Source organism: Citrobacter sp. Cf132 (genome assembly GCF_030333885.1).
Lineage (GTDB): Bacteria > Pseudomonadota > Gammaproteobacteria > Enterobacterales > Enterobacteriaceae > Citrobacter > Citrobacter freundii.
In genome coordinates this window covers 44,646-58,159 of record NZ_JAOWFA010000037.1, presented here as the reverse complement: position 1 = coordinate 58,159, position 13,514 = coordinate 44,646, and the positions used below count along the sequence as shown (strand labels likewise).

General features: G+C 55.3%; 9 protein-coding genes and 2 pseudogenes. 6 read left to right on the top strand and 5 right to left on the bottom strand.

The features are described from left to right. Positions 1-36 precede the first annotated feature (36 nt). Positions 37-1,314, top strand: a pseudogene (gene csiE, locus OGV85_RS03540) (stationary phase inducible protein CsiE). On the opposite strand, the gene OGV85_RS03535 reads toward csiE, so the two are convergent. The 4 genes from OGV85_RS03535 to OGV85_RS03520 form a co-directional block, all read right to left on the bottom strand. Beyond that, the gene (locus tag OGV85_RS03535; RefSeq protein ID WP_003037650.1) at positions 1,309-2,457 is read right to left on the bottom strand and encodes a 3-phenylpropionate MFS transporter; all 1,149 of its coding nucleotides are present in this window, start codon (positions 2,455-2,457) and stop codon (positions 1,309-1,311) included. The pseudogene csiE and the gene OGV85_RS03535 overlap by 6 nt on opposite strands. A gap of 88 nt (positions 2,458-2,545) precedes the next feature. After that, positions 2,546-3,388 carry an aldose 1-epimerase gene (locus OGV85_RS03530; RefSeq protein WP_061547737.1) on the bottom strand — a complete coding sequence of 281 codons (843 nt, stop codon included), beginning with the start codon at positions 3,386-3,388 and terminating at the stop codon, positions 2,546-2,548. Beyond that, complete coding sequence (locus OGV85_RS03525; protein ID WP_003838420.1) at positions 3,388-4,827, bottom strand: sugar porter family MFS transporter; 1,440 nt, start codon at positions 4,825-4,827, stop codon at positions 3,388-3,390. Before OGV85_RS03525 ends, OGV85_RS03530 begins: the two co-directional genes overlap by 1 nt. A gap of 73 nt (positions 4,828-4,900) precedes the next feature. Then, positions 4,901-8,167, bottom strand: a complete 3,267-nt coding sequence (locus OGV85_RS03520) for a DUF5107 domain-containing protein (protein ID WP_286553012.1) — start codon at positions 8,165-8,167, stop codon at positions 4,901-4,903. A 114-nt stretch (positions 8,168-8,281) separates the two neighbouring features. Here OGV85_RS03520 and OGV85_RS03515 point away from each other — a divergent pair, with 114 nt between their 5' ends. Beyond that, complete coding sequence (locus OGV85_RS03515) at positions 8,282-9,475, top strand: ROK family transcriptional regulator (protein WP_003037640.1); 1,194 nt, start codon at positions 8,282-8,284, stop codon at positions 9,473-9,475. 3 nt (positions 9,476-9,478) lie between these two features. Here the strand turns inward: OGV85_RS03515 and hcaR are convergent, their stop codons facing one another. Beyond that, entirely contained in the window at positions 9,479-10,372 is an 894-nt protein-coding gene (gene hcaR / locus OGV85_RS03510; protein WP_003037638.1) for a DNA-binding transcriptional regulator HcaR, read from the bottom strand. A gap of 135 nt (positions 10,373-10,507) precedes the next feature. Between hcaR and hcaE the strand changes: the two are divergent. The 4 genes and pseudogenes from hcaE to hcaB all read left to right on the top strand — a co-directional run bounded on the left by hcaE (position 10,508) and on the right by hcaB (position 13,511). Beyond that, positions 10,508-11,867: pseudogene (hcaE, locus tag OGV85_RS03505) on the top strand (3-phenylpropionate/cinnamic acid dioxygenase subunit alpha). Beyond that, positions 11,864-12,382, top strand: coding sequence for a 3-phenylpropionate/cinnamic acid dioxygenase subunit beta (gene hcaF, locus OGV85_RS03500; protein ID WP_016150770.1), 519 nt, complete (start codon positions 11,864-11,866; stop codon positions 12,380-12,382). Before hcaE ends, hcaF begins: the two are co-directional and overlap by 4 nt. Beyond that, a complete protein-coding gene (hcaC, locus tag OGV85_RS03495; RefSeq protein WP_003838408.1) occupies positions 12,382-12,702 on the top strand; it encodes a 3-phenylpropionate/cinnamic acid dioxygenase ferredoxin subunit in 321 nt (106 codons plus the stop codon). The genes hcaF and hcaC overlap by 1 nt, the downstream gene beginning before the upstream one ends. Further along, positions 12,699-13,511 carry a 3-phenylpropionate-dihydrodiol/cinnamic acid-dihydrodiol dehydrogenase gene (gene hcaB / locus OGV85_RS03490; protein WP_061547739.1) on the top strand — a complete coding sequence of 271 codons (813 nt, stop codon included), beginning with the start codon at positions 12,699-12,701 and terminating at the stop codon, positions 13,509-13,511. The genes hcaC and hcaB overlap by 4 nt, the downstream gene beginning before the upstream one ends. The last annotated feature ends 3 nt before the right edge of the window (positions 13,512-13,514 follow it).

Genomic DNA, 13,514 nt, shown 5'->3' with positions numbered 1-13,514 from the left:
TATTCTTATCAAACATACTTACGGGAGACCCTACAGATGATGTCAACGCTTGCTCCGCCATCTGTACTTTCCGCTCCCCAGCGCCGTTGCCAGGTTCTGCTGACGCTTTTCCTGCCGGGGCAAATCGCGACTACACAAACCTTCAGCAGCCTCAACGGTGTCGATGATGCCACGGTTCAGGAAGATATTATTGGCGCAGGGCTCGAAATCCAGCGCTATCACCGGCTCACGATAGCCACCGCGCAGAATGGTGGCTATGCGATCGAAGGAACCCCGCTAAATCAGCGTCTGTGTCTGTTGCAGTGGCTGCGCCGTGGCCTGCGGATTTGCCCTACTTTTATCGCTCAGCATTTCACGCCCACTTTAAAAATTGCTCTTAAACAACAAGGTATCGCACGTACTCTGTATGACGACACCAATCTGCATGCGCTCATCAATCTGTGCTCCCGGCGCTTACAGAAGCCGTTTGAGTGTCGTGACATCCAGTTCCTGCGCTTGTATTTACAATATTGTCTGCTACAGCACCACGCGGGGATCACCCCGGAGTTTAATCCACTCCAGCAACGGTGGGCGCAATCCTGCGCGGAGTATCCGCTCGCCGAGGAAATTGGCCGCCACTGGCAGCGCCACGTCATGCAAAGTGCGCCGCTGGGCGAATCGCTGTTTATGGCGTTGTTATTCTCAATGATCCGCATCCCCGACCCGATCCGCGATAATCACCAGCAGGATCGCCGCTTGCGCCTTGCTATTGCGCGGCTGGTGTTGCGTTTTCGCGAGTATGGCAACGTGCGCTTCAGCGACGAGCAAGGGCTGAATGACCAGTTGTATATCCACCTGGCCCAGGCACTGAACCGCAGCGTGTTTGCCATCGGCATTGATAACACGCTACCGGAGGAGTTCAGCCGACTTTATCCCCGGCTGGTTCGAACTACCCGCGAGGCGATTCACGGCTTTGAAGCGGAATACGATGTCCAGTTTTCAGAAGAAGAGATCGGCCTGGTCGCCGTTATTTTCGGCGCCTGACTGATGCAGGAGAAGGATTTGCACGAAAAGCAGATTATCCTGCTGACCGGTAGTAACGAACAACTTGAAGCGCATATAGAGCAACAGCTGCGCGAACTGACGCTGCTGCCGCTCAACGTAAAGCATATGCCGATGCAGGACTTTCAAAAAGAGGGAGCGCCGCGTGGCGTAACGCTGATTATTACACCGTACACCACGCCGCTACCGCTGTTTTCTCCCCCGCTGATTCATGCGGATCTGGCGCTTACGTCTCACCAGCAGCAGCAAATCCGCAAAATCCTTGAATCATAACGTCGCAGGCTGCGCCACCACTTTCGGGCGCAGAACGATAGCTGGTAGCGCCACCAGCGCCATCACCCAGAATACGCCGCTGCCCAGGTTCTGGTATAGATAGCCGGCGAAAACGGTCATGATGGCGATACTGCCGCCCATCGCCACCGCAGAATATACCGCCTGGAGACGAATCACTTCACTGCCCTGTCGCGCAGCAATGTAACGCATCGCCGCCAGGTGGCAGACGGTAAACGTTCCGCAATGCAGGATTTGCACCACAATCAGCCATGGCAGCTCTGTGCTCCAGCCCATCAGACCCCAACGCGCCACGCCGCAAACGGCGGAAAGCAGCAGAAGATCGCGAGCGCTAAAGCGGCGGAACAGCTTGTGGCTGAGCGCAAAAATAATCACTTCCGCCACCACGCCTAATGACCATAAATAGCCCACCGCCGAAGCGGAATACCCGGCAGACTGCCAGTAAATGGCGCTGAAACCGTAATAAGCTGCATGCGCGCCCTGCAGCAGACTCACGCAGGCCAGAAAGCGCCAGCTTTGGGTTATTAGCGCGCGCCAGGCGGGCCATCCTGCGCTCTCCTGCTGACGGTTTTCACCCGCTGGCTGCACGCTCGGGCGAATCATCATGCCCAGCAGCATTGAGGCGGCGCCAAGCGATAACAGGACCAGGATCACCCGATAGTCGAACAGGCTCACCAGTTTGCCGGTCAACGCAGAGCCGATCACAAAGGCCACGGATCCCCACAGTCGCACCCGACCGTAATCCATGGTTATCTGTTTTTGCCAGGTGTTGGCCAGTGCGTCGGTCAGCGGCACCAGCGGCGAGAAAAACAGGTTAAAGCCGACCATCACCACCATCAGCCACGCCACGTTGGTCCCCGCCCAGAAGGCCAGCGCAAACACCAACGTCAATAAGGCCAGAATACGTAACGCTGAGATCAGCCGAGAGGGATCGCTCACACGCGGTGCAATCAGCAAGCTACCGAGAAAACGGGCAATCAGCCCCGCGCCCAGCAGTAAACCGATGGTTTCCGGCGTCAGCCCTAACCCTTCGAGCCAGACGCTCCAGAAAGGCAGAAAGATACCGTAGCTAAAGAAGTAGGTGAAATAACCGAGCGCCAGCCAGCGCGTGGAATGCAAAGCCATGAATCCCTCCCGTTTGGAGGCGATAGTCTGGCGACAAACGCAGGCTGGCGCAAGAGAGCATTAACAGGCAGATAACATGATTTTTGCCCTATTCGACGCTAATTTGCATCGCAAAATGGCAGCGTTCTCCCTGCGCTAAAACCTGCAATCCCGGCTGCCCCTGCATGTTGTGGGCATTCACCGGATGCGTTTGCGGCTCCAGGCACAGGAACTCCTCACCCGACATTCTGAACAGCATCAACCACGGAGTTTGCGCTAAAATCGTGACTTTCATCACATCCCGCTGAATAACGGCCCGCCCGCTCCAGCCAGAATATCCGACATTCAGCCAGCTATTCTCACCGTATTGCGCATGCATGAAATCCGCCGCTGAAGGGATATCGCATTGCCATTCCAGCGGCAGATGCTGTTCCCCCTCCGGCCAGTAACCGCTGGCAGTGAACTGCGCCGTGCTGCGCTTATCAAAGGCGAAAAACGGATGGAACCCACAGCCGTAAATCATTGGCTGTTCACCGCAATGAGTGAGCGTCAACGAGGCGTGCAGGCTTGAGGTTTCCAGTTGATAGCAAAGCTGCGCCGTATAGTCGTAGCCGCAGGGGTGCCAACTGCGCAACTGCAGCAAACAGCCGCTTTGGGTAGCGGTAATAATCTGCCAGCGTTGCAGCCAGCCGTCACCGTGCAGGAAGAAAGTGTCGTCTGCGCCATGCTGAGGTAAAACCACCTCTTCACCGCGCAGCATAAAACGATTTCCCGCCACCCGATTCGCGACCGGCAGCATCGGGAACAGGCCGCAATCACCAGGCCGCTGACCATGACCTTCGCGTAAAATGGCCTGTTGATGTTGTAACGAAACCAGGCTTAATAGAGAACCGCCCTGCGGATCGACGCACATCCGCAGATGTGCGTTTTGTAGCGTCAGCAGACCATCCATTAGCGGGCGCTTCGCGGTTGGGTTGATGCACCAACTTTTGTATGCTGCGCCGCCAGCTGTTCTTCCAGCGCTTCCAGCGTCACGCCTTTGGTTTCCGGTACATTACGCAGAACATAGATGAAGCCCATCGCGCAAATCACACCGTACAGCAGGAAGCTTCCCGACGCGCCCAGACTCGCATTGAGCAGCGGGAAGGTATAGGTCAGCAGGAAACAAGCAATCCACAGCGCCAACGTCCCCAGCGACATTGCCAGCCCGCGCACGCGGTTGGGAAAAATTTCTGATAGCAGCACCCAGGTCACCGGCGCCAGCGTCAGAGCATAAATCGCGATTGCCGCCAGCACCAGAACCAGAACCGGCCAGCCCATAATGCCCAACCCGTACGCCCCGGCAATCAGTACGTAGATAACCGTCAATCCTGACGCGCCGAACAGCATCAATTTACGACGGCCAATTTTGTCCACTAACGGCAGAGCGGCAAGGGTAAAGACCAGATTGATGATCCCTGTCGCCACGATCGATTTTAACGTACCGTTGATGTCGAATCCGGCAGAGGCGAAGATCTCCTGCGCATAGTTGAAAATAACGTTGATCCCACACCACTGCTGGAACACTGCCAGCACCATGCCAATAATCACGATCGGTTTGATCTGCGGTTGTAACAGCGTTGACCACGCGACCTTGTGATTATCTTTTTGCAGCGTATGTTCAATCTCTTTCAGCGTTTGCCCGGCATATTCCGCCGAACCAATGCGCTGCAGCATGGCACGCGCACGATCGGCTTTGCCCGCTTTCACCAGCCAGCGCGGCGATTCAGGTACAAAGAACATCAGCACCAGGAAAATTACCGCAGGCACTAATTCAGCACCAAACATCCAGCGCCAGCCTGTCTGACCGTTCCAGCTTTCAACAATTGCCTGCTGCGTAGCGCCTGTGGCAACAGGTTCGGCAATCATCAGGTTGATAAGCTGCGCCGCCAGCACGCCAATGACGATGGTGAGCTGGTTAACGGCAACAAAGCGACCACGCTTTTCAGCGGGGCTGACCTCGGCGATATACAGCGGACTTAGCGCAGACGCCAGACCAATCCCCACGCCACCCACAATGCGATAGACAATAAACATGTCGAAATTGCTGGCGACGGCAGTTCCCCAAGCAGAAGCGCTAAACAGGATCGCTGAAAGAATCAGCGGCATTTTTCGGCCAAATTTATCGGCGCACCAGCCGGAAATCAGTGCGCCAAAGATACAACCAACCAGCGCGGAACTCATCGCCCAGCCGGATTGCGCCGGATCGGTAATCGAGAAATATGCTTCATAGAAGGGTTTTGCCCCGCCGATCACCACCCAGTCATAGCCAAACAGTAAACCTCCGCAGGCCGCAACCAGGCAGATAGTCCAGACGTAACCAATCTTTAAATGTGTCTGCGCGTTATTCATTATGATTCCTCTTTCAGGGAAACGCAGGGTACAGTAGGTTTCGGGTGAGGTTATCCCCCACCCGTTTCGAGTGTTACTGGAAAAGCCTTACGTTAATGGCGTGACGCAGCAGTAATGCCTTGTCATGTGCCGGATTGAGTTGCAGGAGTTCATCAAGTTCACGCTGACAGGCGGCGCTATTTCCTAGCCCCAGATGCCCGAGCGCATTGATAAACAGGCAGTGTTGCTGGTGTTTTGCTTGTGCTGAGGTATCCAGCACCACCAGGTCGGGTAGCGATACGGCAAAGAAATCGACATCCGGCACGTTGTCGTGATGCGACTCAACCCATTGCAGGAAGCTATTGAACAGAGCGTCCGCCTCTGCATCATCGCCAAGTTTTCTCTGCGCCATACCCTGCCAGAAGAGATAGTCCACTGGCTGGTCGTTATAGTAACGTCCGGCATCCAGTGAGCTTCCGCCGCGCGTCGCACGGGAGAAGTAGCGCTGAGATTCTTCGAAATGGCCTTGCAGCTGCGCGCAATACCCCAGCAAATACCAGATGTCGTTATCCGTTTGCCCTGGCAAACGGCCTTCCCCGAGGTTTTGCGGATAGTGCAGCGCCTGTTGCAGTTGCGTAATAGCAGTTTGCGGGTCGCCGGACTGCACGGCAGCCAGCGCGCGATGTAATTGATTAAGCAGATATTGCCCGGTGGCTTTACCTTCACCGCCTTCCCACGGATGGAACACCCGCTCACGTAATACTGCGGCGGCATCGTCATAGCGCCCCAACCCATTCCACAAGCTGAGCAGTTCCACCGTCAGATCATCACGCAGGAAGACAATCTCTTTACTGGCTTCCAGCCGCTGCAGGCGCTGTTCAGCCGGTTGTGCCATCAGCTTGTTGAGATAGTCGAGTTCAAACAGGAAGCGGGCATTTTGCGGCTCCAGCGCCACGGCTTGCGACAGATACTGTTTCGCCTGCTGCGCATCGTGCAGTTTGTTCCAGGCGTAAATCCCCAGTAAACGATGCGCCGGAGCGAAATCCGCTTCCTGCGCAAGCGTGAACTGCCAGCAGGAAACCGCCTCGGCATAACGCCGTTTGCTGTACCAGAAACAGCCGAGTAAATAGCGGGCAAAAGCGCTTTGCTCAAGAGTTTGCAGCATCTGCACTTCATCCAGCGTATTGGGGAAACGCACGCGGTTTTGCAGACACTCACGAGCACGTTCAATGAAGGGTTGTGGATTATCGCTCAGCGAGGCGCGCCACAGCATCGGCAGCGTTTCCTGGCTGTCGAGCAGTTCCAGCACGCCACGGGCAGCATCCTTTTGCCCCAAAGAGGTCAGCCAGCCTGCCAGTTCACACGCGTTGGTCCCGCGACGCCCGGTAATCGAGATCAGCGCAAGCGCTGTCGCCTCGTCCTGGCAGATAGCCCAGCGCGCATAGTGCAGGGTATAGCTCAGCGGATAATCCACCAGCTGTTGGCGAATGTAGTCCAGCGCTTGCGCATTGCGATCAAGCTTTGCCAGCGCCAGCGCTTTCAATCCCATCGCCAGGTTATTACTGCCGTTAAAGCGCAGGCTCTGCTCCACCTTTTCCAATGCGCCAGCGTAGTCCTGACGCTTCATCGCCAGACGCGCTAACGACCAGAAAGCCGCATCCCGGCAGTTGCCGCTCCAGCTGGCCTTATAATAATTATCCCACGCGCTGTCATCATCGCCCTGACGTTCCTGTGCGGCGGCCAGCAGCATACTCGCCTCGCCATCACGCGGATTTTTATTGAGCTTATGCGCCCGCTCCAGCGCCTTGCCGGCACATTGTGCCGCCAGCGCCCAGTCCGCGCGGTTTAGCGCCAGCGTCCCCAGGGCCACATTATTGCGGTAGTCCAGCGGATCAACGTCCAGCGCGCGGCGATAATAATCTTCGGCATAGCGGCTGGCATGGTTGTACTGCTCCAGATGCTGACCAATAAAATAGAGTTCATCGGTATTAGAAAGCGCTTCTGGCAGCGCTGGCGCGACGGCCGCCGATGGCAGTGGTAACTCTTGCGCGATGTGCTCTTCGTACTGCAAAAGCGTAGTGCCATCGGCGCCAGTGACAGTTATCGTTACCCGCGCATGATTATCATCAGACACATCAGCCAGCCAGCTTTGTCCGGGCTCCAGGGTCAGCGTATGCTCATAGAACGGTTGTCCATCGGCAGAAAGGGTAATCTGCACGTCGTGCAGCGGCGCAATGGCATAAACGCCCACAGAAAGCTGGTTACTCTCACGTACCAGACGAAGCGCCAACTGCGTACTGGCGTTTTGCACCATGCCCAGTTCGCTGTAGGGCAGGAAGTTTTGTACGAAGACTTTCTCTTCGTACGGCGCAAGCCAGGTGAAATCCGGCTGGTTGTCAGTAAAGACCCCGGTCATCAGTTCAATATAAGGACCGTTGTCATCGGTAAGGTTACGATCCCAGGCAACGCCAAAGTCGCCATAGCCCCAGGTCCACTGTTTTTTCCCTGGCGAAACGTGGTGGTCAGCCACATGTAGCAGCCCGCCTCGCTCACCGTGATGCCATGCGCCAACAAAATCATAATCTGATTTTTCAGCCATGTAGGAGGTCGGTACCGGCACGTTTTTGTAGCGCGAGATATCCACGCCAGCCGAGTAGTCCACTTTATAGTATGTGCCGGTGGCGATAGGAAACGCAGAAACATCACGCTTACCGTGGTCAAATACTGCGGTCACATCCGGCGGAAACACGCTCTGGTGATCGTCGCCGCCCTTCACCGCTGGATTCGCCCACCATAAAAAATGGCGCGGCGTAGCGTTACCGTTAAACACCTTCCCGGTTATCTCGATCAGGGCGCGATCCGGATACAGCGTAAATCCGGTCATCACCTGTAAACCGCGCATAGGTTCTACCTCACCCATCCATACGGTATATTCGCCATGCTCACCCTGCTGCTGCGTAAAATCGACTGGCATAAAAGTGGTTGGGCGATGATGCTGCGGCCAGTTAAATTCAATGCCACCAGAGATCCACGGCCCAAGCAAACCAACCAGAGCGGGCTTCACCACTTCGTTGTAGTAGACAAAATCGCGTTGCTGTACTTTGTCATACGCTCGATGAATACGCCCGCCTAACTCCGGCAACAGCATGACGCGAATGAAGTCATTCTCCATCCACACCGCCTGATAGTCGCGCATTTCACGTTTGCCGGTCAGCGTATCAATCACGCCATACGGATACACCGCGCCAGAAGATCCCTGGTAAACCCGCTTTTCCAGAAACATTGGGTTGACATCTTCTTCACCCGCCGTCCACGTTGGGAGGGTTATCGTTTCTTGCCAGACTTTAACTGAACCGTACATGCCGCTCTCCACTCAATAAGCAAAAGTAAAAATTCAACTTGATGCTATTCTGCGGCAGTTAAGTGGCGCTAAAATGCGCAATGCTCACGCAATATAGTTAAGGGAGTTAAGTGAATGCAGCGTTCGGGGTTCAACAACGCCAGGGTTCGTCAGGCGAATAAGCAGATCTTTTTGTCGCACCTGTGGCGGGAAAAGCAGCTCAGCAAGTCACAGCTGGCGCAGCTCACCAGCCTGTCGATCCCGGCGGTCAGCAATATCCTCGAAGAGCTAATGGATGAGGGGAGGATCAGTCATTCGCGAAAAACCTTAAGCCAGCGCGGTTTGAGCAGCGGCAGCTATCATTTGCCAGAAAAAGGCGCATGGACGCTATGTATCAACGTCACCCCTACCAGTATCACCAGCCAACTGGCGGACGCACGGCTGGTTGCCATCGGCGACTGGCGTCATGAGGTCATTAAGCCGGAAACCCCCAAAGCGCTGCTGTCAGCCCTGGCTGCACACTGGCGGGAATACCGTCGACAATTTCCCGAGGTCACGATTAATCTGGCACTCGGCGTTCACGGCCAGGTTGATCCGATCACCGGCGCATCAAAAACCATGCCCCAGGCCCCGTGGAAAACACCGGTGGAAATAAAATATCTGCTGGAAGAGATGCTTGGCGTACAGGTCCGCCTGGACAATGACTGCGTGATGCTGGCGCTGGCCGAAAAATGGCAAAACCCAGCGGCTAACGGTGATTTTTGCGTGATTAACGTTGATTACGGTATCGGCTCATCGTTTGTGATTAACGACAATATCTGGCGCGGTAGTCTGTATGGCAGCGGCCAGATTGGACACACCATCGTTCATCCCGATGGAATTGCCTGTGACTGCGGTCGCTATGGCTGTCTGGAAACGGTGGCATCATTGAGCGCGTTGAAAAAACAGGCCCGCGTGTGGATGAAATCGCAGCCGACGTCCCTTTACGATCCGGAAACACTCACCACCGACCAGCTTATTACTGCCTGGCAGAACGGTGATGTTCGTATTCAGGCCTGGGCCGAGCATGCCGCCAGCGCCATTGGGCTTAGTTTATATAACTTTCTGAATATACTGAATATTAATCAGATATGGTTATACGGTCGTAGCTGTGCTTTTGGCGATAGCTGGCTCAATACCTTGGTGCAGCAAACTGGGTTTAACCCGTTTGATCACGGTGATAACCCGCGCGCCAGAGCGACTCAGATAAGCTTCGGCCAGCTCAATCGTGCCCAGCAACTCATGGGAATTGGCTATCTGTATGTCGAGTCACAGCTCAGCGAGTTGTAACCATTACACCGTCAGACTCACGGCCAAACGTTCATGTACCGTGGCGATAAAATCGGTCAGTGCCGGTTTGAGCGATCCTTTTTTCCACGCCATCAGCAACGCGATGGTTGGGACATCACCAATAATTGGCCGAAAAACCACCTGTCCGGTATTAAAATTATTCATATAACCGGGTATCAAAGTCACCCCCAACCCCATGCCGACCAGGTTCATGGTCACCAGAATGTTGGTTGCCACTTGCACAATGTTAGGCTGGCTTTTTTGCTGCTGAAACCAGTTTTTGACAATCATCGCTAACGCGCCGGAATAGGCCGGATCGGTGCTGACAAAATTCACGCCGTGTAGTTGTTCTGCGGAGATTGCCTGCTCATCAGCTAACGGATGATTCACCGGTAACACAACTACCAACGGCTCATGAATCAGCTCCAGATAATCGAGATCCGGGCTGTACACCGGGTGGCGCATTAAGCCAACGTCCAGCTCTCCGCTGAGGATTTTCTCTTCCTGCTCGGTGGTGATCAGACTCACCAGTTCAATGTGCGTATCCGGTTGTTTTAAACGAAACAAAGGCAGCACCTTCGGCAACAGATTGACCTCTGCGGAAGGAACAAAGCCAATGGAGAAATGATTATCTTCCTGCACCGTTCTACGGGCACGAACTTTGGCGTTTTCCGCCTGTTCGAGGATCGCCAGCGCATCCTGTAAAAAGCACTCACCGGCCGCCGTCAGCGCAACTTTTCGTTTATCCCGCACCAGCAACGGAACGCCCACGCAGGTTTCAAGATCGCGGATCTGGCTGCTTAATGACGGCTGAGAGGTATGCAGCTTTTCTGCCGCTCGGGTGAAATTCAGCGCCTGCGCCACTGCTACGAAATAGCGTAAGTGCCTCAGTTCCATGCCCTTCTCCTTGTTATCGAAAAAATGTCTCAACTGGTAGAAATTAACTATTTCACAGATTGATAACTAACCAGCAACATCCTTAGGGTACAAAAAAAGAAGGTCAATACATCTTAGCTTTCAGGATTAAAAAATATGACCACACCCTCAAATTTAGACATCTACCAACTGATCGACACGCAAAACGGTCGCGTAACCCCACGAATTTATACCGACCCTGAAATTTACCAACTGGAGCTGGAACGCATCTTCGGACGCTGCTGGCTATTTCTCGCCCACGAAAGCCAAATCCCTAAACCCGGTGATTTTTTTAACACCTACATGGGCGAGGATGCGGTGGTGGTGGTTCGCCAGAAAGACGGCAGCATCAAAGCGTTTCTCAACCAGTGTCGCCACCGTGCGATGCGCGTCAGCTACGCCGACTGCGGCAATACCCGCGCCTTTACCTGCCCGTATCACGGCTGGTCGTACGGTATTAACGGCGAGCTGATCGACGTCCCGCTGGAGCCGCGCTTATCCGCAAGGTTTATGCAAATCGCACTGGGGGCTGAACGAAGTGCCTGGCGTAGAGAGCTACAAGGGACTGATTTTCGGTAACTGGGATACCTCCGCGCCTGCGCTTGGCGATTATCTCGGCGATATCGCCTGGTATCTCGACGGCGTACTCGATCGTCGTGAAGGCGGCACCGAAATCGTCGGTGGCGTACAAAAGTGGACCATCGATTGTAACTGGAAATTCCCCGCCGAACAGTTTGCCAGCGACCAGTATCACGCGCTGTTCAGCCATGCCTCTGCGGTGCAGGTGCTGGGAGCGAAAGACGACGGTAGCGATAAGCGCCTCGGCGATGGTCAGACCGCCCGCCCGGTGTGGGAAACCGCCAAAGACGCGCTACAGTTCGGTCAGGATGGGCACGGCAGCGGATTTTTCTTTACTGAGAATCCCGATGCCAACGTCTGGGTCGACGGTGAGGTCTCCAGCTACTACCGCGACACCTACGCGGAAGCCGAGCAGCGTCTGGGTAAAGTTCGCGCCCTGCGTCTGGCCGGTCACAACAACATTTTCCCAACGCTTTCCTGGCTCAACGGTACCGCCACGCTGCGCGTCTGGCACCCGCGTGGGCCGGATCAGGTTGAGGTGTGGGCGTTCTGTATTACCGATAAAGCCGCCTCTGATGAAGTGAAAGCCGCGTTTGAAAACAGCGCCACGCGGGCTTTTGGCCCCGCCGGGTTCCTGGAGCAGGACGACTCGGAAAACTGGTGTGAAATTCAAAAACTGCTGAAAGGTCATCGCGCACGCAACACGAAATTGTGTCTGGAAATGGGGCTTGGCCAGGAGAAACGTCGTGAAGACGGCATTCCGGGGATCACCAACTACATCTTTTCGGAAACCGCCGCGCGTGGCATGTACCAACGCTGGGCCGATTTGCTCAGCAGCGAAAGCTGGCAGGAAGTGCACAAGAAAACCGCCGCCTACCAGCAGGAGGTGATGAAATGAGCGCTTTAGTTTCTCTTGAACTGCATCATCGCATCAGCCAGTTTCTGTATGAAGAAGCGCGTATGCTCGACGACTGGCAGTTTCGCGACTGGCTGGCGCAGCTGGATGACGACATTCGCTACACCATGCGTACCACGGTGAACGCCCAGACGCGCGACCGTCGCAAAGGCGTGCAGCCGCCGACCACCTGGATTTTCAACGACAACAAAGACCAGCTCGAACGTCGTATCGCGCGGCTGGAAACCGGCATGGCCTGGGCGGAAGAACCGCCGTCGCGTACCCGTCATCTGATTAGCAACTTACAAATCAGCGAAACCGACGTGCCCGACGTGTTCGCCGTGCGCCTCAACTATCTGCTGTATCGCGCGCAAAAAGAGCGGGACGAGACGTTTTACGTCGGCACGCGCGTGGACAAAGTCCGTCGTTTGCCCGGCGATGAGTGGCGCTTACTGGCGCGTGAGATCGTGCTGGATCAAGCGGTGATCACCTCCCATAACCTGAGTGTACTGTTCTGATGAGCCGTGTATTTGCCTGCCCTGTAGGGGATTTGCCGGAGGGTGAAGCGCTCCGGCTTGATACCTCGCCCGTCATCGCGCTGTTCAATGTTGGCGGCGAGTTCTATGCCATTAACGATCGCTGTAGCCACGGTAACGCCTCGATGTCGGAAGGCTATCTGGAAGAAGACGCTACGGTGGAATGCCCACTGCATGCCGCCAGCTTCTGCCTGAAAACCGGCAAGGCGTTGTGTTTACCCGCCACCGATCCGCTAACCACCTACGCAGTATATGTGGACGGTAGCGATGTGTTTGTTGATATTCCGGAGGACGCCAGATGAGCGATTTACGCGATAACGTGGTCTTTATCACTGGCGGCGGCTCCGGTCTTGGCCTGGCGCTGGTCGAGCGTTTCATCGAAGAAGGTGCGCGGGTCGCCACGCTGGAACTGTCGCCAGCTAAAGTTGCCAGTCTGCGTCAGCGCTTTGGCGAACATGTGCTGGCTGTGGAAGGCAACGTCACCTGCTACGCCGACTATCAGCGCACGGTGGATCAAATCCTGATGAATTACGGTACGTTGGACTGTTTTATCGGTAATGCGGGCATATGGGATCACAACGCCTCGCTGGTCAATACGCCTGCAGACGCACTGGAGAGCGGCTTTCATGAGCTGTTTAACGTCAACGTGCTGGGTTATCTGCTGGGGGCGAAAGCCTGCGCCCCGGCACTTATCGCCAGCGAAGGCAGCATCATCTTTACCCTGTCCAATGCGTCGTGGTATCCCGGCGGCGGCGGGCCGTTGTATACCGCCTCTAAACATGCAGCTACCGGGCTGATTCGCCAGTTGGCCTACGAGCTGGCGCCAAAGGTACGTGTTAACGGTGTCGGTCCGTGCGGTATGGCGACAGATCTACGCGGCCCGCAGGCGTTGGGACAAAACGATACATCGATTATGCAGTCGCTGACACCGGAAAAAATCGCCGCTATTTTGCCGCTACAGTTCTTCCCTGAACCTGCGGATTTTACCGGCCCGTATGTGATGCTGGCGTCAAAACGCAACAACCGCACATTAAGTGGCGTAATGATCAATGCCGACGCCGGTCTGGGTATTCGCGGTATTCGTCACGTTGCCGCCGGACTGGATCTCTGAGGA

What these genes read in the sequence shown, in the direction of transcription:
- OGV85_RS03535 (WP_003037650.1), bottom strand. Translation starts at nt 2,457, where the DNA reads ATGGCTTTGCATTCCACGCGCTGGCTGGCGCTCGGTTATTTCACCTAC.
- OGV85_RS03530 (WP_061547737.1), bottom strand. Translation starts at nt 3,388, where the DNA reads ATGGATGGTCTGCTGACGCTACAAAACGCACATCTGCGGATGTGCGTC.
- OGV85_RS03525 (WP_003838420.1), bottom strand. Translation starts at nt 4,827, where the DNA reads ATGAATAACGCGCAGACACATTTAAAGATTGGTTACGTCTGGACTATC.
- OGV85_RS03520 (WP_286553012.1), bottom strand. Translation starts at nt 8,167, where the DNA reads ATGTACGGTTCAGTTAAAGTCTGGCAAGAAACGATAACCCTCCCAACG.
- OGV85_RS03515 (WP_003037640.1), top strand. Translation starts at nt 8,282, where the DNA reads ATGCAGCGTTCGGGGTTCAACAACGCCAGGGTTCGTCAGGCGAATAAG.
- hcaR (WP_003037638.1), bottom strand. Translation starts at nt 10,372, where the DNA reads ATGGAACTGAGGCACTTACGCTATTTCGTAGCAGTGGCGCAGGCGCTG.
- hcaF (WP_016150770.1), top strand. Translation starts at nt 11,864, where the DNA reads ATGAGCGCTTTAGTTTCTCTTGAACTGCATCATCGCATCAGCCAGTTT.
- hcaC (WP_003838408.1), top strand. Translation starts at nt 12,382, where the DNA reads ATGAGCCGTGTATTTGCCTGCCCTGTAGGGGATTTGCCGGAGGGTGAA.
- hcaB (WP_061547739.1), top strand. Translation starts at nt 12,699, where the DNA reads ATGAGCGATTTACGCGATAACGTGGTCTTTATCACTGGCGGCGGCTCC.